This is a genomic window from Pseudolabrys sp. Root1462, assembly GCF_001426945.1.
Classification (GTDB): domain Bacteria; phylum Pseudomonadota; class Alphaproteobacteria; order Rhizobiales; family Xanthobacteraceae; genus Pseudolabrys.
Genome location: NZ_LMFS01000001.1, coordinates 2445898 through 2466842, shown reverse-complemented (window position 1 = coordinate 2466842; position 20945 = coordinate 2445898). Strand labels below are relative to the sequence as shown.

Here is a 20945-nt window from a genome sequence, read left to right as displayed (position 1 = left end):
GGCTGCCGCTGTCGTGGCCGTTCAGGTGCCGGAGAATTTCGCCGGCCGCTTGGCGTGGAAGGCCTCGACGCCTTCCTTGAAGTCGTGTGACTGCCGCAGACGGCTGTAGCAGTGCCCCTCCAGCTCGATGGCGATAGCGAGCGTGGAATCTTCCGTGTCGTTGAGCAGTTTCTTGGCGGTGCGCTGTGCGATCGGCGAGAACGTCAGCAACTCGTCCACCAGCGCGTCGGTGGCGGCTTCCAGCTTGTCGTCGGCCACGCATTCGGTGGCGACGCCCCACTCATAGGCCTGCTTGCCGGGTATGCGCTTCGAGCGCATCACGATGTCCTTGGTGCGGGTGATGCCGACCATCTTCTGCAGACGAGCGGAACCGCCGGAGCCGGGAATCTGGCCGAGCTTCTGTTCGGGCAGGGCGTACTGGCAGGTCTCCGAGACGATGCGGAAATCGCAGGCGAGCGAGATTTCGAAGCCGACGCCGAAACAGTAACCGCGGTTGGCGGCGATCACCGGCTTAGAGCAGCGCGCCGGCGCCGCGATATTCCAGGCAAGCTTCGAGACGTGCTCGGGTGAGGCTTCCATGAAGCCCTTGATGTTGCCGCCGGACGAGAAGTGCTCGCCGACCGCGCGCAGCACGATGACGCGCACCCGCTCGTCCTCGTCGAGCGCTTCGAACACCAGGCGGAGCTGGTCGCGCTGCGGCATTTCGATCACGTTGAGGGGCGGCCGGTGCAGGACGATGTCCGCACGCTGCTTGGCTTCGTTGAATTCGACCGAAAAGCCGTTGAGCTTGGCCAGACGCGGATCGGGAAAAGACATAACGCTCATGCTGCAGTTCCTTGTTGACCTTCGGGCGCGAACTCGCCTGCCACCAGCTTGCGGCGCAGGAGCTTTCCGACCGGTGATTTCGGGATTTCGTTGACGAAGACGTACTGGCGCGGACGCTTGAAGTTGGCGAGCCCGGAGGTGCGGCAGAACTCGTCGAGCTCTTCGCCGGTGACCGGGCCTTGGCGCTTGATGAAGGCGGCGATGATCTTGCCCCAGCGCTCGTGCGGCAGGCCGGCCACGGCCACTTCCGACACGGCCGGATGCAGCGACAGGCAGCTTTCGATCTCCACGGGCGAGACGTTCTCGCCGCCGGTGATGATCATGTCGTCCGCGCGCCCGGTGACGAACAGGTCGCCGTCCTTGTCGACGTAGCCGGTGTCGCCGGTGAAGTACCAACCCTGACGCAGCGCCTTGGCGTCCGATTCCGGACGGCGCCAGTAGCCTTCGAAGGCTTCGTCGCTGGCGAGGTGGGCGATGATCTCGCCTTCCTCGCCGACGTCCGCCGCGTCATCCGGGCCGACGGCGTTGAGCTTCACGACGCGAATGCGCTGGTTGATGCCGGCCCGGCCGGCCGAGCCGGGCTTCTTCGGCGCGTTCTGATCGACGGTGAAGGTGTAGATCTCCGACGAGCCATAGTGATTGACGAACAGGTCCGGTTTGAAGGCGGCGTTCAGCTCCTTCAACAGCCCGTCGGTCATCGACGCGCCGGCGAAGCCGAGCTTGCGCACCGAGGCAATGTTCGTCCGGGCGAAGAAGTCGTTATGCACCAGGTCGTGATAGAGCGTCGGCACCAGATAGAGGTTGGTGATCTTCTCGGCCTCGATCAGCTCCAGCGCCCTGACGGCATCGAAACGTGGCAGACAGACGAAGGTGCCGCCGATCAGCGACATGGCAAGCAACGAGCGCACACCCATGGTGTGATAGAGCGGCATGACGCCGAGGGTGCGTTCGCCACTGGCGTATTGGTTCTGTGCGACATGCGCGATCGCGGCGGCGCGCTCGGCGCGCTGGCGGCGCGGCACGCCCTTTGGCTTGGCGGTGGTGCCGGAGGTGTAGAGCATCACCGACCAGGCATCGGCGCCGACGCGCGGCTGGGCGGGCGCCGCCTTGCGCTCAAACATGGCGCCGAATTTCACTTCGTCATCCTGCGCGACATCGAGCGCAATGCGGATCCGCAACCCGGCCTCGGCGGAGAGGCGGGTGGCCTCGGCGGACACCGCCTCGAACACCACGGCCTTGGCCTCGGAGTTTTCGACGCAGAAGTCGATTTCGTCGGCCTTCGAGCGCCAGTTGACCGGCGTGATGACGATGCCGGCGAACTGACTGGCCCAATGGAGGGTGGCGGCTTCCCAGCGGTTTTGCAGCACGGTGACGACGTGGTCGCCCGGCATCAGACCGAGTTCGTCGAACGCCGCGACGATGGATGAGATGCGGGCGTACCATTCGGCGTAAGTGAGGCGCACATCGCCATCGACGATGGCGAGCGCTTCGGGTGCGCGCTCCACGCTGCCGAGAAAGCTGTTGCCGAGATCAAACATCGGAAGGGGACTCCCGCAGTCTTCTTGCCGCATCCATGGCCGCGGCCACGATTGGGACGTAACCAGTGCAGCGGCAGATGTGGCCGCCGAGAAATTCGCGCAGCTCGTGTTCGCTCGGGTTCGGCTGCCGCCGCAGATAGTTGTCGAGCGACATCAGGATGCCGGCGGTGCAGAAGCCGCATTGCAAGGCGTGGTGGCGGCGGAATGCCTCCTGCAGCACCGACAGCCGCCCAGGTTCGGGGGCGAGGCCTTCCACCGTGCGGATCGATGCACCGTCGGTCTGCACCGCCAGCGTGAGGCAGGAGCGCGCCGGCACGCCGTCGATTTCGACCGTGCAGGCGCCGCAGACGCCGTGCTCGCAGCCGACATGCGTGCCGGTTGCGCCCAGCTCATGGCGCAGGAAATCGGTGAGCAGCATGCGCGGCTCGGCCTGCGCTTCGACGGCGCGGCCGTTGAGGGTGAAGCGCACGGTGTGGCGCTCGCCGGCGGTCAAGCGTGGCATCGGCGCGCCTCCTCGATGGTGTCGCGGCCCATCTGGCGCACCAGTTCGCGGCGATAGCGTCCGGTGGCATGCAAGTCGTCACGCGCGTCGAGCGCCCAGGCGAAGGCATCGAGCGCTTCGTCGAGTGGCTTGCCGTCGTCTATGGCGAAGTCGCGCAATACGGGTTTGTCGGCGACGCCGCCGACCGCGAGGCGGACACTGGCCGCCGTGACGATCGCGGCGCAGGCGACGATGGCGAAATCGCCATGGCGGCGGCCGAATTCCTTGAACGCGCAGCCGGAGCCGGCCTGCTTGCCCGGAATGTGCACAGCCTCGATCAGTTCATTCTCGGCGCGCGCCGTCGTCATCATGCCCGTGAAGAAATCGGCGGCCGGGACGCGGCGGCGGCCGCGGCGCGATGACAGTTCGATGGTGGCGCCGAGCGCCAGCAGGCAGAGCGGAATTTCGGCGCTGGGATCGGCATGGGCGGCGGAACCGCACACGGTGCCGCGGCTGCGCGTTTGCGCGTGGCCGACCCAGGGCAGGGCGGCGTTGAGCAGTGGCAAGTGCTCGGCGAGGCCGGGCCAGGCCAGCAGCTCAGCTTGACGAACGCCGGCGCCGATGCGGATGCCGTTGCCGCCGGCCTCGATGCCGCGCAACGCCGGCAGGTGCATGATGTCGACGACGACCTTCGGCCGCACCAGGCGCATCGACAGCATCGGCATCAAGGTCTGGCCGCCGGCGATGACGCGCGCATCGTTGCCGTATTCGGCAAGCGCGTCGTGCGCCTCGGCGAGATCGGCGGCGCGGATGTAATCGAAGCGGGCGGGCTTCATGTGTCCCTCCCGAACAGGCGGGCGAACAGACCGCGTTTGGCCGGCGCGCCGCCGGTGTGACGAACCAAAGCCGCGAAGAATTGCCGGATGACGACCTTCGCGGCGCCGTCGAGCAGGCGGCCGCCGATGGAAGCGACCTTGCCGCCGATCGCGGCGTCATAGTCGTAGGCGACCCTGGTGCCGGCTTCGTCCGGCGTCAGGGTGATGCGGCCGGCGCCGCGGGCATCGCCCAGCGCGCCGGTGACGATGCCGGTGAGCGTGACCGCGCGCGGGGCATCGAGATCGGAAAGTCTGATGTCGGCCTTGTAGCGGCCGGTGACCGGGCCGACGCCGAGCGTAACGTCGGCACGGAAATGCGTGTCGGAGAGTTTCTCGACGCCGTGGGCGCCGGGAATGATCGTGGCAAGGGTGTTGGGGTCGAGCAGCATCCGCCAGACGGCGTCCGCCGACGCGTTGACATGCGCCTCGCCGGCGCCGTGCAGCGCGCGGCCTTTGCCGGCCGCCAGGGCAGGCCGTTCCTGTTGCGGCGGCGTGCTTTCCGCGCCGTGGATATGCGCGGCCAGCTTCGCCGGCGTCAGCGGCAGGTCGATGGCGTCGAGGCCGAGCGCATCGGCGACCGCGTTGGCAAGGCACACCGGCGTCGACATGCAGTTGCCTTCGCCGACGCCTTTGGCGCCGAGCGGCGTGAAGGGCGATGGCGTCTCGTAGTGCAGGATCACCGGCGCCGGGACTTCCATCGTCGTCGGCACGAGGTAGTCGGCGAAGGTGCCGGTGAGAAAGCTGCCGTCGTCGCCGTAGGCGTATTCCTCATACAGCGCAGCGCCGACCGCGTGGGCGAAGCCGCCGGTCACCTGGCCGGCGACCATGCCGGGATGCAGGATGGTGCCGCAGTCGTGCATCGTGACGTATTTGTCGATGCGCGCCGCGCCGGTGACGCGGTCGATCTCGACGCCGCAGAAGTCGAAGATGAAGCCATGGCAGAGCGAGGAATTGATCTCGTCGCCTTCGGTCGGCGCCGTGAGTTGCGTCGGCGACCAGAAAGCGGTCTCGCGCAGCGCCTGGTTCTCCTCCGGCACGAGACCCGGCGACCAGTGGCTGGTGGCGGCAAGCCGCGAGAACGGAAGGGCGTTGTCCGGATTGCCGCGTGCCCGCACTTTGCCGCCGGCGAACTCGATGTCATCGGCGGCGACATTGAGCTGCGCGGCGGCCGTGCGCGCCAGCTTCGCCTTGATCTTGCCGCTGGCGAGCTTGGCGGCGCCGCCGACCGCGGCGGCGAAGCGGCTGGAATAGTTGCCGGAGGCGATTGACCAGGCGTCACGCGCGGAGTCGAAATCGGTGACGACACGGATGTCTGACGGCTTGAGACCAAGATCGTCGGCGACGATCTGCGCCAGCACGGTGCGATGACCCTGGCCCTGCGGCACCGAGGAGACATGAACGGTGACGCCGCCGAGCGGATCGAGCGAGATGGTGGCCGTCGCCTGCGCGCCGTTCTTCGGCCCGGCCTTGCGGCGCTCGTCCGGCGTCAGCACGGTGGTGATGTAACCCATGTTGGAGACGCTGGGCTCGACCGCGGCGGTGAGGCCGATGCCGTAAAGGCGGCCTTCGGCGCGCGCTGTGGCCTGGCGTTGGCGCAACTCGGCGAATCCGCCGTCCTGCAGCGCAAGGCCGAAGGCTTTGACGTAATCGCCGGAGTCGAGCAGCGCGCCGGTCGCGGTACGATAGGGGAAGGCGCCCGACGGGATCAGATTGCGGCGGATCACCTCGACCGGATCGAGCTTCAGTTCGACGGCGATGCGCTGCATCAGCCGCTCCAGCGCGTAATAGACCTGCGGGCCGCCGAAGCCGCGGTTCAACCCCGTCGGCGTCTTGTTGGTGAGCACGACGCGATTGCGCACCGAAACGTGGCGGATGTCGTAGGCGCCGGTGAGGTTGCCATGCATGCGATAGAGCGTGGCCGGCTCGGGCGCGCGGATGTGGGCGCCGACATCCTCAAGCTGGTCCCAGTCAAGCGCGCGCACGCGGCCGTCGGAATCGACGGCGGCCTTGAGCGTCGTGACACGATTGGTCGCCGACACGGAGGCGGCGAGATGCTCGAGGCGATCCTCGATCCATTTCACCGGTTGCCCGGTGACGCGGGCGGCGACGCCCATCAGAACGATATAGGGAAAGACGCCCTGCTTGACGCCGAAGCTGCCGCCGGAATCCGGCGGCGTGCGCAGGCGGAAGCGGTTGCCCGGCACTTTGAGCGCTCGCGCCATCACCGCATGCAGGCTGAAAGGGCCCATGAAGTTGGCGAGCACGTCGTAAGCGTCCTCGCCGGGGTCGTATTCGGCGACGAGGCCGTAGGTCTCCATCGGCGTGCAGGAATTGCGCGGATAGCGGATGGTGACGGCGATGCGATGCGCGGCTTCCGTGAAGGCCTCTTCGGGTTCGCCGTAACGGAAGGTGCGTTCGCTGGCGAGGTTGGACTTGAGGCCGTCATGCAGCACGGGCTGGGTTGGATTGAGCGCCGCGACCGGATCGACGATCGCCGGCAGCGTGTCGTAATCGACCTCGATGAGATCGAGCGCGTCTTCGGCGATATAGCGGCTCGTCGCCACGACCACGGCCACCGGCTCGCCGACATAGCGCACGCGATCGGTGGCGATCGGCCAGCATTCGACCGGCGCTTTGACGCCGACGACGAGGCTCGCCGACAGCTTGCGGATGTCGTCGCCGGTCAGCACGGCGGCAATGCCGGGCAGCGCGCGCGCGGCGTCGGTGCGGATGGCGGCGAGGCGGGCATGGCCGTGCGGCGAGCGCAGGATGGCGGCGTGCAGCGTGCCGGGCTTGGTCGCCAGATCGTCGATAAAGCGCCCGCGGCCTGTCAGCAGCGCGGCGTCTTCGACGCGTTCAACTGACTGGCCGCACCACTGGGTGCTGCTATTGGCGGCGGACATTGCCGGACGATCCCTCGGACGCGCTCTTGAACTGGCGCGCCGGGGAAGCTTTCACGGTCGCCCAAGGCTGACGATGCCGATCCGTCTCACGGCTTACCGAGGAATCTCATTTGGCGAGGGTCAGGCGCCGACCGGCGGGCCCATGCGCGCGACCTGGCGGAACTCGCTCGGTGTCACGCCGGCGTGATCGCGGAAGAAGCGGGTAAAATGCCCGGGCGCGCTGAAGCCGAGCCGGTCGCTGACCACGGCGAAGCTGTGGTTGCTGTGCACGACGGATTCCACCGCCAGCTCCATGCGCAGCAGGTTGAGATAGACGTGCGGCGTCATGCGCGTGGAGCGCTCGAACAAGCGGTAGAAATGCGCGCGCGACAGGCCGGCTTCGCGCGCCAGCGCATCGACGTCGCTCGCGCGCTGCGGCTCGGCCCGCATCAGCATTACGGCGCGGCGAATGCGCCAGTCGAACCGGTCGCGGTTGCGCTCGATGTCGGCAAGGCTGCGCGAGAGCGTCCGCCACGGCGTAAATCGCTCGATCACCGAGATCATCAGATCGGACAGCAGTTGTTCCTGCTCGGCCCCGGCGCCGGGATTCGCGAGCATCATCGCCGCCAGATCCATGGACAGGCGCCGGATGCGCGGCGACAATTCTCCGGCCGGCTTTTCGAAGAATCCAGGCGCGCCGCTCGCCGCCCAGTTCGGACGGAAGATCTTCAGCCATTCGGGCTCGATATAAAGCGCCAGGATGATGGTGCGCGGCCGCTCGGGATAATGGACGTAGGCGTGCGGCTCCCAGGTGTTGATCAGCACGGCCTGGGAGTCGGTGAGTTGCACGAGATGATCGCCGACCGCAAACTGGGTGTCGGCACCCTCCGCCTTGATCAGCACATGGCAGTGAGGATGCGCGTGCCGCACGAGCGAACGGTCCATGTCGAGCAACGCGACACGGCCGAACGTCCCATGAATGATACCCAACGCTGACGACATCCCGGCCTGCGAAGTAGCGGTGAAAACCCACTGATATTACATAAGAAACAGTAGGCGGAACAGTCAAGAAAACTCATTTTGATGAATTCGCGGAGGGAGCGATTCCTGACGCCGGGCCGGCCTAGTATTCCCACTCCACACCAGCGCCAACTGCCGTGCCGCCTTGGGCATCTGCCTCGCCCTTGAGGCGGATGTGTCGCGTGACGTCGAAATCGACGGTGACGCCGCTGTCATTGGCTTCAGTGCCGGTTTTGACGCCGACGCTGAGGCGGCGGTTGATCGAGCGCGAAATGCCGACGGTGGGATTGCCGCTGCTGCCAACCGACACATCCAGGCTATCGACGCCGAGCGACTTGCGCACGCGCTCGAACACGTCGGGGCCGCCTCCGCCGGAGAATTGCGCCGCGACCTGTGCCAGTTGAAGTGCCTGAATGGCGGAGAGGCCTCCGCTCGCTTTCGAGAACAGGATGCGCGACAGCACTTCGTCCTGCGGCAGGTCGGGCTGCGAGCTGAAGGTGAACTGCGGCTCGCTCGCCGGGCCGCTGACGGCGATGATCGCCGTGACGTCGCTCGCCTGGGTCTGCGCCTTGAAATCGAGGTCGGGCGTGAGGTCGCCGGTGAAGACGATACGGCCTTCGGTGAAATCGAGCCGCGTACCGGCGATCGACATGCGGCCGCGCCGCAACTCGAAGGCGCCGACGGTCTGTGGATCCGACAGCCGGCCGCGCAGCCTGAGATCGCCGCCGAGTTCGGCGTCGATGCCACGACCGCGCACGAAGACGCGATTGGGTGCGGTAATCGTCAGATCGAGCGTGGCATCGAAGGGCGGTGCGCGGCTGGCGCGAGCGCGGGCGCGCGCTTGAGCGGCAAGGCGGGCGGCCGCCTGCGGCGGCGCGCCGACATGAACTGTTCCCGGAATCGGACTGAGTGTCGAAGGCAGCCGCTCCGGCACGGTAACATCGAGCGAGACCACATCGATCTTGCCGGCGATGGACGGGTTTCGCGCCAAGGGCCCGGACAGCGACACCGCCATGTTGGCGACGAGGCTGTAGATGTCGTTCTCGATGAGTTTGGCGTGACGCGCCGATATCTTGACGTCGCCGGGGAAGCCGGCGGCCGGGTCGATCGCGACCGAGCCTTGCGCGGTGATGGTGCCGCCGTTCGGTGTCTGTCCCGAGAAGCGCTCGATGCGGACATCGTCGCCACGCGCGACAAGGCGTGCCGCGATATTCGTGTAACGGATGCCCATGAGCGCATCGCTGTAGCTCGCGCCGCTGACGGTGGCGCTGCCGTCGATGCGCGGCTGCTGCAGGCTGCCGGCAATCTTGAGATCGATCGCGGCGGAGCCTGCGACCCGGCGACCGCTTGCCGCGAGAAAACGATCGGCGACGCCGATATTGACGTTGCCTTTGGCGGTGAGGTCGAGCCCGTTGCCTGCGAGCGGCATTGCGCCATTGACGCGAATGGTTCCGGCGCCCTTCGCACCGATTGTGCCGTTGACGCTGGTTCTGCCGTCGGCAAGCTGTCCCGTGGCTTGCACGTCGATCGGCGGCAACCCGGCATCGCGGGTCTGCCGCGCTACCAGATTGTCAATACGCAGCGACCATTGCCCAGTCGGTGCATCCTTAGTCCCGGTCACGCGGGCGTCGCCATCCAGCGTGCCGGACAGACCGAGCTTGGGCATGAACACGTCGGCGATCGACAGCGGCACCGTCTGCGCCTTGATCGTCAGGTCGTAGGTACCGCCAGCGCGGCCGTCGACGCTGAGCCGGCCACGATCGAGCGAAAGGATAAGAGAGCGAATATCGACGCCGTTGCCGCGCAACGTCAGCGTGGCCGGCTGCGTAAGGGCGATGCGACGCTTGTCGCGTGTGGCGCTCAGCCGCGCCAATTCAAGACTGACGTTGTCGCCGGCAATCAGTCGGCCTCGGGCATCGAGGGCAAAGCCGCGCGCCTGCGCGGTGAGGGCGATGTCGCTCGCACCGGATGCGCCGGTGGCGGTCAGTTGCACCTGTGCGAACTCTTCGCCGGCAATATTGGCGCGATCGATCGAGACATGGCCGTCGATCATCGGCTTGCGATAGACATCGGTGGCGCGCAGGTCGGCGTCGAGTTGGCCGACCGACGTCGCGCCGGCTTTCACGCCGCGCGCGGTGGCCTGAAGCGCGATGTCCTGCCCACCATTGGCGGCGTCAAGAGACGCCTCGGCGCGCAGTTGTCCCGCTAGTTTGGTCAGAGCCAGCGGCGACAGGTCGTCGAGATTGCCCGCATCGAAAGTCAGGCGTCCACTGGCCAGTTGCTCGGCGGTGAGGGTGACGCCGCCATTGACGCGGACTGAGCCGACACGCAGGTCGACATCGTTGAGCAGCCAGGCGCCATTCTGCTGTTTTGCAAAATGCATGGCGCCTTCGGCAGGTTTGTTGTCGACGCTGCCCGACAATTTGGCGCGAGCATCGATCAGACCGGTGAGCTCGGTCGCGTTGAGCGCAATGGCAAGGCGCGAGATCGGACGGCCCAGCGCGCGGGCATCGGCCACGGCCAATGTGGCGTCGGCGTTCGGGTGTTCGACGGTGCCGGTGAGCTTGCCCGAAAGTTCGGCGCGCCCGGCGAGGCGCGCATCGGCATGGCGCAGTTCAGGGATTACGACGCGGGCGTCGATGTTAGCCGCGGTTACGGTGGCCTGACCGTCGAGCCTGACCGTGGCATGCGCGCCTGAAAGATTGAGATCGCCGAAGCCGTAGCCGCCGGCCGGCAGTTTCAATACCTTGCCCTTGAGCGTCACGCGATCGCCGGCCAGCCCGTCGATGGCGGCGATACCGGTGCCGAAGCGGGTGATGTTTCCATCGAGCGCCGCTTCGATGCGACCGTCTTTCGGCACGCCGGTGATGTCGGCATCGAACTTGAATGCGCCGCGCAGGGAGGTGCCGGCGAGCGAGGCAAAGCGGGCGAGGTCGGGTGCTTCGGCGGCGAGTTTCCCCTGAACAAGCTTGTCGCCGACGCGGCCGTTGAAGCTTGCCAGCGCCGTTTTGGTCTGCAGCCGGGCCGTCGCGATATCGGCGATGCCGTCGCTCCAGTTGCCGCGCACGGCGAGCGACAAGGTATCGCCGAGCGCGCGGGCGAGTGCAGCATCCCGCGGCGCGAGGCCAGTTGCTCGCGCATCGGCCCTGAAGCCTATGCGGGTCGTCTTGTCGGTGACATCGCCGGTCGGCGAGGCATTGAGCTTCGCGGTCACGCTACTGGCGCTGCCCTGTGGCGTGGCGATATCGCGGGCGTCGAGCGTCGCGTCGATCGTCGGCCCCATCAGCGGTCCCTTGATGGTGCCATCGAAGGCGAGTTGGCCGATCTGCGCGCTTCCGGCTGCGGTTTTGTCACCGGCATTGGGCAACGCCCGCGCGGCAATCGTGATGTCGGCGATCTGATCGGCCGACAGTCTGCCATTGATGTCGAGCAGCGCTGTTTGCGAGGCGACGGTCAGAGGCGCAATCGCGATTGTGCCAGCATCGGCGAAAGTGATCTTGCCGATCATCCGAGTGGTGCCGGCAAAAATCGGCGCGGCGACGGCGGGCAGCAGACCTTCGATGCGCGAGGCCATGTCCACGGTCAGCCGGCGTTCCTTGTCGACGCGGCGGATCTGCGCCGAGCCATTGGCGCCGATATCGTCGCCGGCGGCGAAGGCGAGCTGGGCATCGAATGAATCGAGCGTGCCATTGCCGTCGAGGGTCAGCTTGACCGGCGGCCGGCCCGGAATATTGAGCGCGTTGGCGGCGATGCCGTTCGCCGGTTCATCGACCGACAATTTGAGCGCCAGCCGCTGGCTGTCCGGCACCAGCTCGACGCGCGCCGCCAGTGTGCCGCCGGCATCGAGACGCCGGGCGTCGAAGCGCAGGTTGAGGCCTTCGGCCAGATTGCCGAGCGTGGCGGCGCCGGTTGCCGATACGCTCGCAGCGGTGCCGATGACCGGCGCGCCGAGCGCCAGTTCCTTCAGCGAGAAATCCTTGATCTCGACTTTGAGCGGGAGCTCGGGCAACAGCGGTTCGTCGGATACCGCTTCGGGTTGCTCGTTCGGCAGCGCGCGGCGCAGATAGCGCACGGTGCCGATCTCGAGCTTGTCGATCTGAAGCTTGCGGAACAGCAGTGCCGAGCGCGTCCAGTTCAGGTGAACCTTGTCGATCTCGAGCCAGACGCCGTTGCGATCGGAAATCTTGATGTCGCTGATGGTGGAGTCGGACAGCAGCGCGCCGCGCACCAGACCGATCGAGACCCGCGACTGCGGCGTCGACAGGGCACGCGACAGGAAGCTCGACAGCAGACCCTTGTCGTCATCGGCGCTGCGGCCCGTCAGCGTTGACACCAGAAGCACGCCCACCGCGAGCAGGCAGACAGCGAAGCCGATTCCGATAGTGGTGCGTCGTCCCTGCATATCAGAACGCCTGTCCGATGCCGATATAGAGAGCCCAGCGATTGTCGCCCGGACGCCGGTTGAGCGGCATCGCGACATCGACACGAATGGGGCCGACGGCGGTGTAGTAGCGGAGGCCGAGGCCGGCCGAGTAGCGCAGCGGCTGGCTGAAGTCGGGGTAGGCGGGCTCGAAGGCGCCGCCGGCGTCGAAGAACGGCACCAGGCCGATCGTGTCGGTTATCTTGACGCGGGCTTCGAGCGAAGCCTCGAACAGGCTGCGGCCGCCGATCACTTCGCCGGTCGGGCCGAGCGGGCTCAGGCTGCGGAAGCGATAGCCGCGCACCGAACCGCCGCCGCCGGCATAGAAGCGGTGTGTCGAGGGGATATCGCCGAGCGAAGCACCCGACACCGAACCCAGGCCGACGCGGCCGGCCAGCACATAACGCGCCTCTTCATCGATCGCGTAATAGGTTGACGCCTGCGCCTTGCTCTCGACGATGCCGACCGATGAGCCGAGAAATTCGGGGTAGGCGGTGACGGTGCCGGTGGCGCGGATGCCCCTTGTCGGATCGAGCAGCCGATCGGTCGAGTCATATGTCACCGCAGCCTGCACGCCGAACAGGCTGTAATCGACGGTGCCGAGCGAGTCGCTGGTGGTGCCACGTTCGCCGGTGACGCCGAACTGCGTCGAGAAGGTGTCGGTGAAACGGTGGCGGATCGCGGCCGAGCCGACCACGCGCTTGCTGCTGTAGCCGCCAAAGATGTCGCCGCCGGTGTTGTCGCGCTCGATCATGCCATCGAGCAACAGGTCGTTGCGGGTGCCGTAGAGGCCGGGCTTGACGAAGCTGGCGCGGAAGCGACCGCCGAGATCGGCAAGCTCGAAGTCCTTCAGGTTGTCGAGCGCACGCGTATTGGTGCGCGGCGGTACGAAGATGTCACCTTCGAGACGCAGGCTTTCGGCGCCGCCGAACAGATTGCGATGTTGCCAGTAGGCGCGCAGCGCCGGGCCGTCGAGCGTCGAATAGCGCGCGGACAGGCCGACCACATGCGGCTTGCGGTCGGTGACTTCGGCGTCGATCGGCAGTTGACCGTTGGCGTCGAGCCGGCTGGCCTCGCGCATGCGCACCGAACTGATCGCCGGCAGCTTGAGCACCGACTTGCGTGACGCCGCGACCGCCGCGGGCGAATAGGGATCGCCCGGTTCAATGTAGATCATCGAGCGGACGACCTTGGGATCGATATCGGATTTGCCGGAGACGGTGACCGGGCCGAACGGCGCGCGCGGACCGGTGTCGACGGCGATATCGACATCCATCACATCGTCGCGGTGCAGGACGACGGGGCGCACCTTGGTGACCTTGGTCAGGGGATATGACAAGCTGCGGAAGTAATCGACGAGCGCGGCCTGTGCGGCGCGGATATCGGCGGCGCGGGCCGGATCGCCCGCTTTGAGCTTGACGATCCTCGACGGCAGTTGCTCGTCAGAAAACGGACGGCGCGTGCGGGCGTCGATGACGCTGATTGTCCGCATCTTGAACAGCGGACCGGGCTCAACGATGACCTTGACCGGCACCGCCTCGCGGGCCCGGAAACTTTCCGCTGCACGGGCGACACCGGGTGGCGTGGTGCGGCCGAGGCTGAGCGGCTGGCCGCCGATTTCGATCCTCAGCGCCGCATCGTAGTAGCCGGCGCCCCACAAGGCATCGATCAGCGGCGCGAGGTCGCCCTCGGCACGGCGGACGAGAGTTTCGCCATCGGGGGGCGGATCCTGCCGGGTGCGATAGAGGGTCGAGGCCTGCTCGAGTGACTCCTTGAGGTTCTTGTCGAGGCTCCTGGAACTCTCGGCGCTCTGGAACTCGATGAGGTAGGGCAGCGCATGCTGCGACGCGGCGGGCGGCTTGTCGCCGAAAAGGCCGAAAAAATCGAATGCGAGAGCAGGGCTCGGCCCTAACAGGGCCGCGCTGAGGCAGCAACCAATGGCAATTCGCCTGACATCGCGCCACTCGGCACTTCGCAACACTCGCACCCCACGCAACACGTCCAGAAACTACCAAACAAAGGCAGCAGCATGTCGCAACCCTTAATTTTCACGGCGGATGCTTGCGAAGCTGCCGGAGGAAGGCGGCCGCGCCAGGGCCGTACCTGACGGCGTGTGCCGCTCGCCTTGCGGGCTTACGCGCTGCCGAGGGAACTCCCGGCGATCATGTCTTCGCCCATCGCGTGAGCTAGCGCCAAGCGGTGTCGTCTCGTGAGGCGATCGAGATGCTCTGGTCTCGCGTCGCGCACTTGATGATGGATCGCGCTCGGTCGTTGACGCGTGACCTCATCTTGATCCGCGTGTTTGCGGCGACTGTTCGCCCGGTTGGAAATTCGTCGTATCAAACCAAGTCGGTCGCAACGCGCCGCCGCATCTCTCTGGCCCATCGACGCCGATGTGCGGCGCGAGCTAGCCGGCGCGTTAATTTCGTCATTGCGCGCGGCCGCGGGCGACGATATTGGCCATAGCCTTGAAAGGCAGCCTTCCGCACGCCGGAGACCAGCAGCTGCCGGCAATAAATGTTAAGGTGAGGTCATGGCCAAGCTCAATCTGTCCGTCGCCGTCGGTCCTTATGATCGCACGCGTCCGCTCATCGATGGCGCGGTGCAGATCGACGGCGTCGATCCCACCTTCATGGCGCTGTCGCCGGAGGAGATCTTCTTCCGTGCACTGCGCCATGCCGAATTCGACATCTGCGAATTGTCGCTGTCGAGCTTCACCTTGAAGACCGCGCAAGGCGGCGGCCCTTATGTCGGCATTCCTTGCTTCCTGTCGCGCGCCTTTCGCCACAACGCCATCTGGGTGCGCACCGATCGCATCAAGAAGCCGGCGGATCTGAAGGGCAGGAAAGTCGGCGTGCCGGAATATCAGCTCACCGCCAATGTCTGGGCGCGGGCGTTGCTCGAGGACGACTTCGGCGTCAAGCCGTCGGATATTCACTGGGTGCGCGGCGGCATCGCCGACGCCGACCGGCCGGAGAAGATCAAGATCACGCTGCCGGGTGACGTGCATCTTGAAGATGCGCCGGCCGGCAAGTCGATTTCCGCGCTGCTCGCCGAAGGCGCCATCGACGGTTTCATCGCGCCGCGGCCGCCGGCTCTGCCGCGCAACACGCCGAATGTCGGTTGGCTGTTTTCCGATCCGGTGGCGGCGGCGCAGGATTACTTCAAGCGCACCGGCGTTTTCCCGATCATGCACATTCTCGGCCTGCGCCGCAGCATCGCCGAGCAACACCCCTGGCTGCCGGCCGCCTTGTTCAAGGCGTTCTCGAAGTCCAAGGATGTCGCGCTCGATCTGCTGACCGATCCGTCGGCGAGCAAGGTCACATTGCCGTTCATGGAAGAGCGCGTCGCCGAGGCGCGCGCCATGATGGGCGACGATTTCTGGTCCTACGGCCTCGCGGCCAACCGCAAGACGCTCGAGGTCTTCCTCAAGCATCATCATGGCCAAGGCCTGTCGTCGCGGTTGGTCAGCCCGGAAGATCTCTTTCATCCGGGCACGCACGAGCAGTTCGGTATCTGACGGGCCGACGCATTACGCCATCGGGCGGGCCTGAGCGCGCGGGGCATTGCGAGGCGTCCGCCGCGTTGGCGAACCGGTGGTGACCGGCGGCGCCGGCCGCACCGCGATGCCGGGCTTGTGGTGGCGGGACGGCTGCCGTCCGACGTCGCGGGTCGCCATCCATTTGCTCAGGAATTCGATGAAGGTCTGAACCTTCTTCGGCACTTCCTTGGCGCGCGGATAGATCGCCAGCAGCGGCCGCGTCGGCACGCGATAGCGCGGCAGCACGATCACCAGAGCGCCGGCCGCGAGATCCTCGGCGACGCTGTAGCGCGGCAACAGCGCGATGCCGAGTTCGGCGAGGGCTGCCTTGCGCAACGTCAGCGCGCTGTTCGAATAGAACGCGCCGGTGATGCGCGCAGCCACGTTGCCGCCGGGACCTTCGAAGCGCCAGACGTGATCGTCCGGCGCTGCATGGATGTGGACGAGGCAGGGATGGCGGGCGAGGTCGGCCGGGCGGATCAGGCGCTCAGCCCGGGCGAGATAATCCGGCGAGGCGCAGAGCACCCAATCCATGTCGGCAATGTGCTGCGACACCAGAGTGCGGTTGGCGATCGGCGAGAACCGCAAGGCAACGTCGATGCCGCGCTCCGAGAACTCGCTGGTGCGGAACGCGATGTTTTCGAGAATGTGCGAAATCGTGAGCCGCGGCTGGGCGCGGGCAAAATCGATGATGGCGTCGGCCAGGTGCAACTGGCCGAAGGATTTCGGCGTGATTAGCTTCAGCGTGCCGGCGGGCTCCGTCCGCGTCATCACGATCGAGCGTTCTTTCTCCTCGATGTCGCGGAACAGTGTCTCGCAGTAGTCGAGATAGGCGCGGCCGGCCTCCGTGAGCTGCAGCGTGCGGGTGGAGCGCGTCAGCAGGCGGACGCCAAGGCGTTGCTCGAGATCGCTGACGTGACGCGAGATCAGCGCGCGCGACAGGCCGAGCTGGTCGGCGGCCGCGGTGAAGCTGCCGGTCCGCACGACGCGGACGAAACTTTCCATGGTGCGGAAGCGATCCAGGGCGTTTTCCCGATTGTTGATTATTTTGCAACAAAGCAGCGAAAATTTAGTGGCTTCTCATGGCGAATGTCAAAGCCTATCGTACCGCCAACGATAACGGCCGTGTCAAGCGGCCGATGTAATGGAGAGGACACGCCGTGACGCGCCGCGCCAGCGAACAATTGCCGTTGCCCGAAACGGATGAAGGCGCGGTCGAACGCCCCGTGCGCTCCGGCGGCAACGCCGCGGGCTTCGGCAGCGACGCGGTCGCGGAAACGCTGCGCGCGCTCGACATTCCCTACATCGCGGTCAATCCCGGCGCGAGCTATCGCGGCCTGCATGACTCGCTTGTCAATCATCTTGGCAATGCGCAGCCGCAGATGCTGCTTTGCCTGCACGAGGAAACCGCGGTCGCCATCGCGCATGGCTGGGCCAAGGTGACCGGTCGCGCCATGGCCGCGGCGGTGCATTCGAACGTCGGACTGTTCCACGCCACCATGGCGATCTTCAACGCCTGGTGCGATCGCATGCCGGTGCTCGTGATCGGCGCGACCGGGCCGGTCGATGCCATGAAGCGGCGTCCCTGGATCGACTGGATCCACACCGCACGCGATCAAGGCGCCATCGTGCGCCATTACACCAAATGGGACGACCAGCCGGCTTCGGCGGGAGCCGCCTGCGAGTCCATCGTGCGCGCCAACTGGATCGCCAACACGGTGCCGCAAGGGCCGACCTACGTCGTGCTCGATGCCGAGATGCAGGAAGCCAAACTGCAGGCGCCGATCGCAATTCCCGATGTGGCGCGGCTGGCGCCGCCGGTCGCCGGCGGCGTTTCGCCGGCGGTGCTCGATGAAGCGCTACGTCTCATCAAGGCCGCGAAGGCGCCCGTCATTCTCGCGGGACGCGCCTCGCGCCGCATCGAAGCCTGGAATGCGCGGGTCGGCCTCGCCGAAGCCATCAAGGCGCGCGTGCTGACCGATATAAAAGTGGGCGCCTCTTTTCCAACCGATCATCCGCTGCATGCCGGCGACCCGGTGATGCTGGTGCCGGGCGGGGAGGCGGCAAATGTTCTCGCCAACGCCGATCTGGTGATCAGCTTCGACTGGGTCGATCTCGGCGGCGCGCTGCATTCAGCCGGCGTCAAGCCGTCCGCCAAGGTGATTCAGATCACGGCGGATCAGCAGATCCACAACGGCTGGAGCATGGATTATCAGGCGCTGGCGCCGGTGGACCTGTTCATCGGATGCGATCCGGACGAAACCGCCATTGCGCTGGCGAAGGCGATGGCGGCAAAGCCCGCGGCGCGCCTGCAGCCGCGCGCTCCGGCCATTCTGCCGCCGGAAGATAAGTCGCTCAGTGTCGAACATCTGGCGATGGGACTGCGCCGTGCGCTCGGCGAACGCGAGGTGGCGCTGACGCATCTGCCGCTGTCGTGGAACGGCGGCTGGTGGCCGCTGCGGCATCCTCTGGATTTCCTCGGCAGCGACGGCGGCGGCGGCATTGGCGGCGGACCCGGCATCTCCGTCGGCGCGGCGCTGGCGCTCAAGGGCAGTGGACGCATGCCGGTCGCCATCTGCGGCGACGGCGATTTTCTGATGGGGAACACCGCGATCTGGACCGCGGTGCATTATCGCATCCCGATCCTGTTCGTCATCGCCAACAACCGCTCGTTCTTCAACGACGAACTGCACCAGGAGCGCGTCGCGCGTATGCGCGACCGGCCGGTCGAAAACCGCTGGATCGGTCAGCGCATGGCCGATCCGGAGATCGACATCGCCGAGATGGCGCACGCGCAGGGCGCCAAAGGCTTCGGCCCGGTGCGTACGCTCGGCGAGATGGAAGAGGCCTTCATGCAGGCGATTGCCGCCGTCGAGGCCGGCGAGGTTGCCGTCGTCGATGTGCGGGTCGAGCCGGGCTACGCGGCGGCGACGACCAATGTGATGCTACGAAAGAGCGCGGAATGAATCAGACGCCGCAGAGCACTGCGCCAATGGCCGGGCAGCTGCCCCATGTGCTGTCGGCCGACAATGTCACCAAGAAATTCGACACGGCCGAAGGCCCGCTCGTCGCCGTCGACAACATTTCGTTCGACGTCAGGCCGGGCGAATTCCTCAGCGTGATTGGTCCGTCGGGGTGCGGCAAGTCGACGTTGTTCAACATCATCGGCGGACTGACGCCGGATCACGACGGCACTATCACCGTGGACGGCGAGGTCGTGCGCGGGCCGCATCCGTCGATCGGCATGGTGTTCCAGGAAGAGTCAACCTTTCCGTGGCGCACGGTCATCGACAATGTCTGCTTTCCGCTCGAGATCGCCAATGTGCCGAAAGCCGAGCGCCTCGACAAGGCGCGCCATTTCATCAATCTCGTCGGGTTGAGCGGCTTCGAGAACCGCCACCCGTCGGAATTGTCGGGCGGCATGCGCCAGCGCGTTGCCATCGCGCGCACGCTGGTCTCGCAGCCGAAGATCCTGCTGATGGACGAGCCCTTCGCCGCGCTCGACGAGCAGACGCGCCTGTTGCTCGGCGACAAGGTGCTGCAGATCCAGCAGGAGCTCAAGCAGACGACGCTGCTCATCACGCACAACATCACCGAAGCGGTGCAACTGTCGGATCGCATCCTGGTGATGACCTACCGGCCCGGCAAGCTCAAGCGCATCGTCGATATCGACCTGCCGCGGCCGCGCACGTCGGACGTCGTCAGCAGTCCGGCCTTCGGCGCCTATGTCGCGAAGATCTGGGGCGACCTGCGCGAGGAAGCCAGCCGCGGCATGGCGGAATCGGAGCGGGCGCGATGAGGGCGATGGCCGCCAGTTCCGCGCGCTTTTTACCGGCGGCGTTCGGCCTGTTCTGCCTGCTCTGCGGCGTCGCCATCGTCGAAGGAATGTTGCGTGCCGGCTTGCTCAACCGTTTCATCGTGCCGTTGCCGACCGAGGTGATTGACAGCTTCGGCCGGCTGTTCGGCGACGAGCAACTGCTGGCGCGGTTCCTGACCACCGTGCAGGAGACCTTCTATGCGATGGCGATCCTCGCCGTCATCGGCATTCCGGTCGGCACCTTGCTCTATCAGGTGCCGGTGCTGCGCAAGGCGACGGAGACGTGGATCTCGGCTCTGGCCTCGGCACCAATCGTGCTGATGTATCCGCTGTTCCTGGTGATCTTCGGCCGCTCGCCCGCCACCATCATCGTCATGGGCGTGATCGCCGGGCTGCCGCCGCTCATTCTCAAAACCATCGAGGGATTGTCCGGCACGCGGCAGTCGCTGATCAATGTCGGCCGCAGCTTTCGTCTGACACGCGTGCAGATGCTGACCAAGATCATGCTGCCGGCGGCGCTGCCGACGATCTTCGTCGGCCTGCGGCTGGCGCTGATCTTCGCGCTGATCAACATCGTCGGCGTCGAGTTCCTCATCAATTTCGGCGGTCTCGGCCAGCTCATCAACGACCTGGCCGAGCGCTACGACATGCCCGGGATGTACGCGACCATCGTCTTCGTCATCCTTGTGAGTGTCCTGTTTTTCTTCGTGACCGAGAGGCTGGAGCGATGGCTTCGACGGATGTCGTGAAGGGCATGGCGCGCGCGAGGCGGTCCGGCATCAGCGTGATGCAGGTGCGCATCGTGTTGTTGGTCGTGCTGCTGGCGGGCTGGGAGATCATGGCGCGCTCCGGGCTCCTGTACCGCGACGTCGTGCCGCCGCTGGAGACGATCGGCTGGGCGCTGATCAAGCTGCTGTCGAGCCAGGCATTCTACTGGAACCTCGCCGTCACCGTGGCCGAGGTGCTGGCGGCGCTGGCCATCGGCGGCTCCATCGGCTTCATGACCGGCGTTCTGCTCGGCGGCTCGCGCTTTTTCGGCCGCGCCCTCGAGCCCTACATCTATTATCTCGGGCCGACGCCGAAGATCATCTTCTTTCCGATCATGATCATGTGGTTCGGCGTCGGGCCCGGATCGAAGATCGCCATGGGCGCGGTTTCGTGCTTCTTTCCGATAGCGCTGAGCGCCGCAGCCGGTATGCGGCAGATCGAGGCCGTTCTCATTCGCGTCGGCCGAAGCTTCCGTGCCAGTCAATGGCAGATGGCGATGAAGATCTATCTGCCGGCCATGCGGCCCGCGGTCATGAACGGCATCCGCCTCGGCCTCGGCATCGCCATCATCGGCACGCTGCTCGCCGAGACCAAACTGTCGAACCGCGGCATCGGCTATCTGATCATGCAGGCCTACAGCGTGTTCGACATGCCGCGCATGTATGCGCTCCTGATCACCCTGTTTGCATTCGCGATCGGCGCGAACGCGATCGTCGGCCGCTTCGGCGGTCCGGCCAAGCGTCAATAAGACCAGAATCGGCAACCGAAGGAGGAAACA

Annotated in this window: 14 protein-coding genes; 5 read left to right on the top strand and 9 right to left on the bottom strand. The window is 66.2% G+C overall.

Annotation, left to right across the window (positions count from 1 at the left end):
• Positions 1–21 precede the first annotated feature (21 nt).
• The 8 genes from ASD45_RS12075 to ASD45_RS12040 all read right to left on the bottom strand — a co-directional run bounded on the left by ASD45_RS12075 (position 22) and on the right by ASD45_RS12040 (position 14019).
• Positions 22–816 (bottom strand): enoyl-CoA hydratase/isomerase family protein, encoded by a 795-nt coding sequence (locus ASD45_RS12075; protein ID WP_200949726.1) that lies wholly within the window; start codon positions 814–816, stop codon positions 22–24.
• A gap of 5 nt (positions 817–821) precedes the next feature.
• Positions 822–2363 carry an AMP-binding protein gene (locus ASD45_RS12070; RefSeq protein ID WP_056911702.1) on the bottom strand — a complete coding sequence of 514 codons (1542 nt, stop codon included), beginning with the start codon at positions 2361–2363 and terminating at the stop codon, positions 822–824.
• Positions 2356–2865 carry a (2Fe-2S)-binding protein gene (locus tag ASD45_RS12065; protein WP_056911701.1) on the bottom strand — a complete coding sequence of 170 codons (510 nt, stop codon included), beginning with the start codon at positions 2863–2865 and terminating at the stop codon, positions 2356–2358. Before ASD45_RS12065 ends, ASD45_RS12070 begins: the two co-directional genes overlap by 8 nt.
• The gene (locus ASD45_RS12060; protein WP_056911700.1) at positions 2853–3680 is read right to left on the bottom strand and encodes an FAD binding domain-containing protein; all 828 of its coding nucleotides are present in this window, start codon (positions 3678–3680) and stop codon (positions 2853–2855) included. The genes ASD45_RS12065 and ASD45_RS12060 overlap by 13 nt, the downstream gene beginning before the upstream one ends.
• Positions 3677–6622: a molybdopterin cofactor-binding domain-containing protein gene (locus ASD45_RS12055; protein WP_056911699.1), complete on the bottom strand. Its 2946-nt coding sequence runs from the start codon at positions 6620–6622 to the stop codon at positions 3677–3679. The genes ASD45_RS12060 and ASD45_RS12055 overlap by 4 nt, the downstream gene beginning before the upstream one ends.
• 120 nt (positions 6623–6742) lie before the next feature.
• Positions 6743–7603, bottom strand: a complete 861-nt coding sequence (locus ASD45_RS12050) for an AraC family transcriptional regulator (protein WP_056911698.1) — start codon at positions 7601–7603, stop codon at positions 6743–6745.
• Positions 7604–7724: 121 nt separating this feature from the next.
• On the bottom strand, positions 7725–12023 hold the full coding sequence (locus ASD45_RS12045; RefSeq protein WP_056911697.1) for a translocation/assembly module TamB domain-containing protein: 4299 nt from the start codon (positions 12021–12023) through the stop codon (positions 7725–7727).
• A 1-nt stretch (position 12024) separates the two neighbouring features.
• Complete coding sequence (locus tag ASD45_RS12040; RefSeq protein WP_244485330.1) at positions 12025–14019, bottom strand: autotransporter assembly complex family protein; 1995 nt, start codon at positions 14017–14019, stop codon at positions 12025–12027.
• Between the two features lie 555 nt (positions 14020–14574).
• Between ASD45_RS12040 and ASD45_RS12035 the strand changes: the two genes are divergently transcribed.
• Positions 14575–15561 carry a 4,5-dihydroxyphthalate decarboxylase gene (locus ASD45_RS12035; protein ID WP_056911696.1) on the top strand — a complete coding sequence of 329 codons (987 nt, stop codon included), beginning with the start codon at positions 14575–14577 and terminating at the stop codon, positions 15559–15561.
• A gap of 12 nt (positions 15562–15573) precedes the next feature.
• Here ASD45_RS12035 and ASD45_RS12030 read toward each other — a convergent pair whose 3' ends face one another.
• Entirely contained in the window at positions 15574–16587 is a 1014-nt protein-coding gene (locus ASD45_RS12030; RefSeq protein ID WP_056911695.1) for a LysR family transcriptional regulator, read from the bottom strand.
• 155 nt (positions 16588–16742) lie between these two features.
• On the opposite strand from ASD45_RS12030, the gene ASD45_RS12025 reads away from it, so the two are divergent.
• The 4 genes from ASD45_RS12025 to ASD45_RS12010 are packed head-to-tail and all read left to right on the top strand — an operon-like array spanning position 16743 to position 20915.
• Complete coding sequence (locus tag ASD45_RS12025) at positions 16743–18548, top strand: thiamine pyrophosphate-binding protein (protein ID WP_244485329.1); 1806 nt, start codon at positions 16743–16745, stop codon at positions 18546–18548.
• Complete coding sequence (locus ASD45_RS12020; RefSeq protein ID WP_082540801.1) at positions 18545–19381, top strand: ABC transporter ATP-binding protein; 837 nt, start codon at positions 18545–18547, stop codon at positions 19379–19381. Before ASD45_RS12025 ends, ASD45_RS12020 begins: the two co-directional genes overlap by 4 nt.
• A 5-nt stretch (positions 19382–19386) precedes the next feature.
• Positions 19387–20148 carry an ABC transporter permease subunit gene (locus ASD45_RS12015; protein ID WP_244485327.1) on the top strand — a complete coding sequence of 254 codons (762 nt, stop codon included), beginning with the start codon at positions 19387–19389 and terminating at the stop codon, positions 20146–20148.
• Positions 20127–20915, top strand: a complete 789-nt coding sequence (locus tag ASD45_RS12010; protein ID WP_056911692.1) for an ABC transporter permease — start codon at positions 20127–20129, stop codon at positions 20913–20915. The genes ASD45_RS12015 and ASD45_RS12010 overlap by 22 nt, the downstream gene beginning before the upstream one ends.
• Positions 20916–20945: the final 30 nt, after the last annotated feature.

What these genes read in the sequence shown, in the direction of transcription:
- ASD45_RS12050 (WP_056911698.1), bottom strand. Translation starts at nt 7,603, where the DNA reads ATGTCGTCAGCGTTGGGTATCATTCATGGGACGTTCGGCCGTGTCGCG.
- ASD45_RS12030 (WP_056911695.1), bottom strand. Translation starts at nt 16,587, where the DNA reads ATGGAAAGTTTCGTCCGCGTCGTGCGGACCGGCAGCTTCACCGCGGCC.
- ASD45_RS12010 (WP_056911692.1), top strand. Translation starts at nt 20,127, where the DNA reads ATGGCTTCGACGGATGTCGTGAAGGGCATGGCGCGCGCGAGGCGGTCC.
- ASD45_RS12060 (WP_056911700.1), bottom strand. Translation starts at nt 3,680, where the DNA reads ATGAAGCCCGCCCGCTTCGATTACATCCGCGCCGCCGATCTCGCCGAG.
- ASD45_RS12020 (WP_082540801.1), top strand. Translation starts at nt 18,545, where the DNA reads ATGAATCAGACGCCGCAGAGCACTGCGCCAATGGCCGGGCAGCTGCCC.
- ASD45_RS12065 (WP_056911701.1), bottom strand. Translation starts at nt 2,865, where the DNA reads ATGCCACGCTTGACCGCCGGCGAGCGCCACACCGTGCGCTTCACCCTC.
- ASD45_RS12055 (WP_056911699.1), bottom strand. Translation starts at nt 6,622, where the DNA reads ATGTCCGCCGCCAATAGCAGCACCCAGTGGTGCGGCCAGTCAGTTGAA.
- ASD45_RS12035 (WP_056911696.1), top strand. Translation starts at nt 14,575, where the DNA reads ATGGCCAAGCTCAATCTGTCCGTCGCCGTCGGTCCTTATGATCGCACG.
- ASD45_RS12015 (WP_244485327.1), top strand. Translation starts at nt 19,387, where the DNA reads ATGGCCGCCAGTTCCGCGCGCTTTTTACCGGCGGCGTTCGGCCTGTTC.
- ASD45_RS12075 (WP_200949726.1), bottom strand. Translation starts at nt 816, where the DNA reads ATGTCTTTTCCCGATCCGCGTCTGGCCAAGCTCAACGGCTTTTCGGTC.
- ASD45_RS12045 (WP_056911697.1), bottom strand. Translation starts at nt 12,023, where the DNA reads ATGCAGGGACGACGCACCACTATCGGAATCGGCTTCGCTGTCTGCCTG.
- ASD45_RS12070 (WP_056911702.1), bottom strand. Translation starts at nt 2,363, where the DNA reads ATGTTTGATCTCGGCAACAGCTTTCTCGGCAGCGTGGAGCGCGCACCC.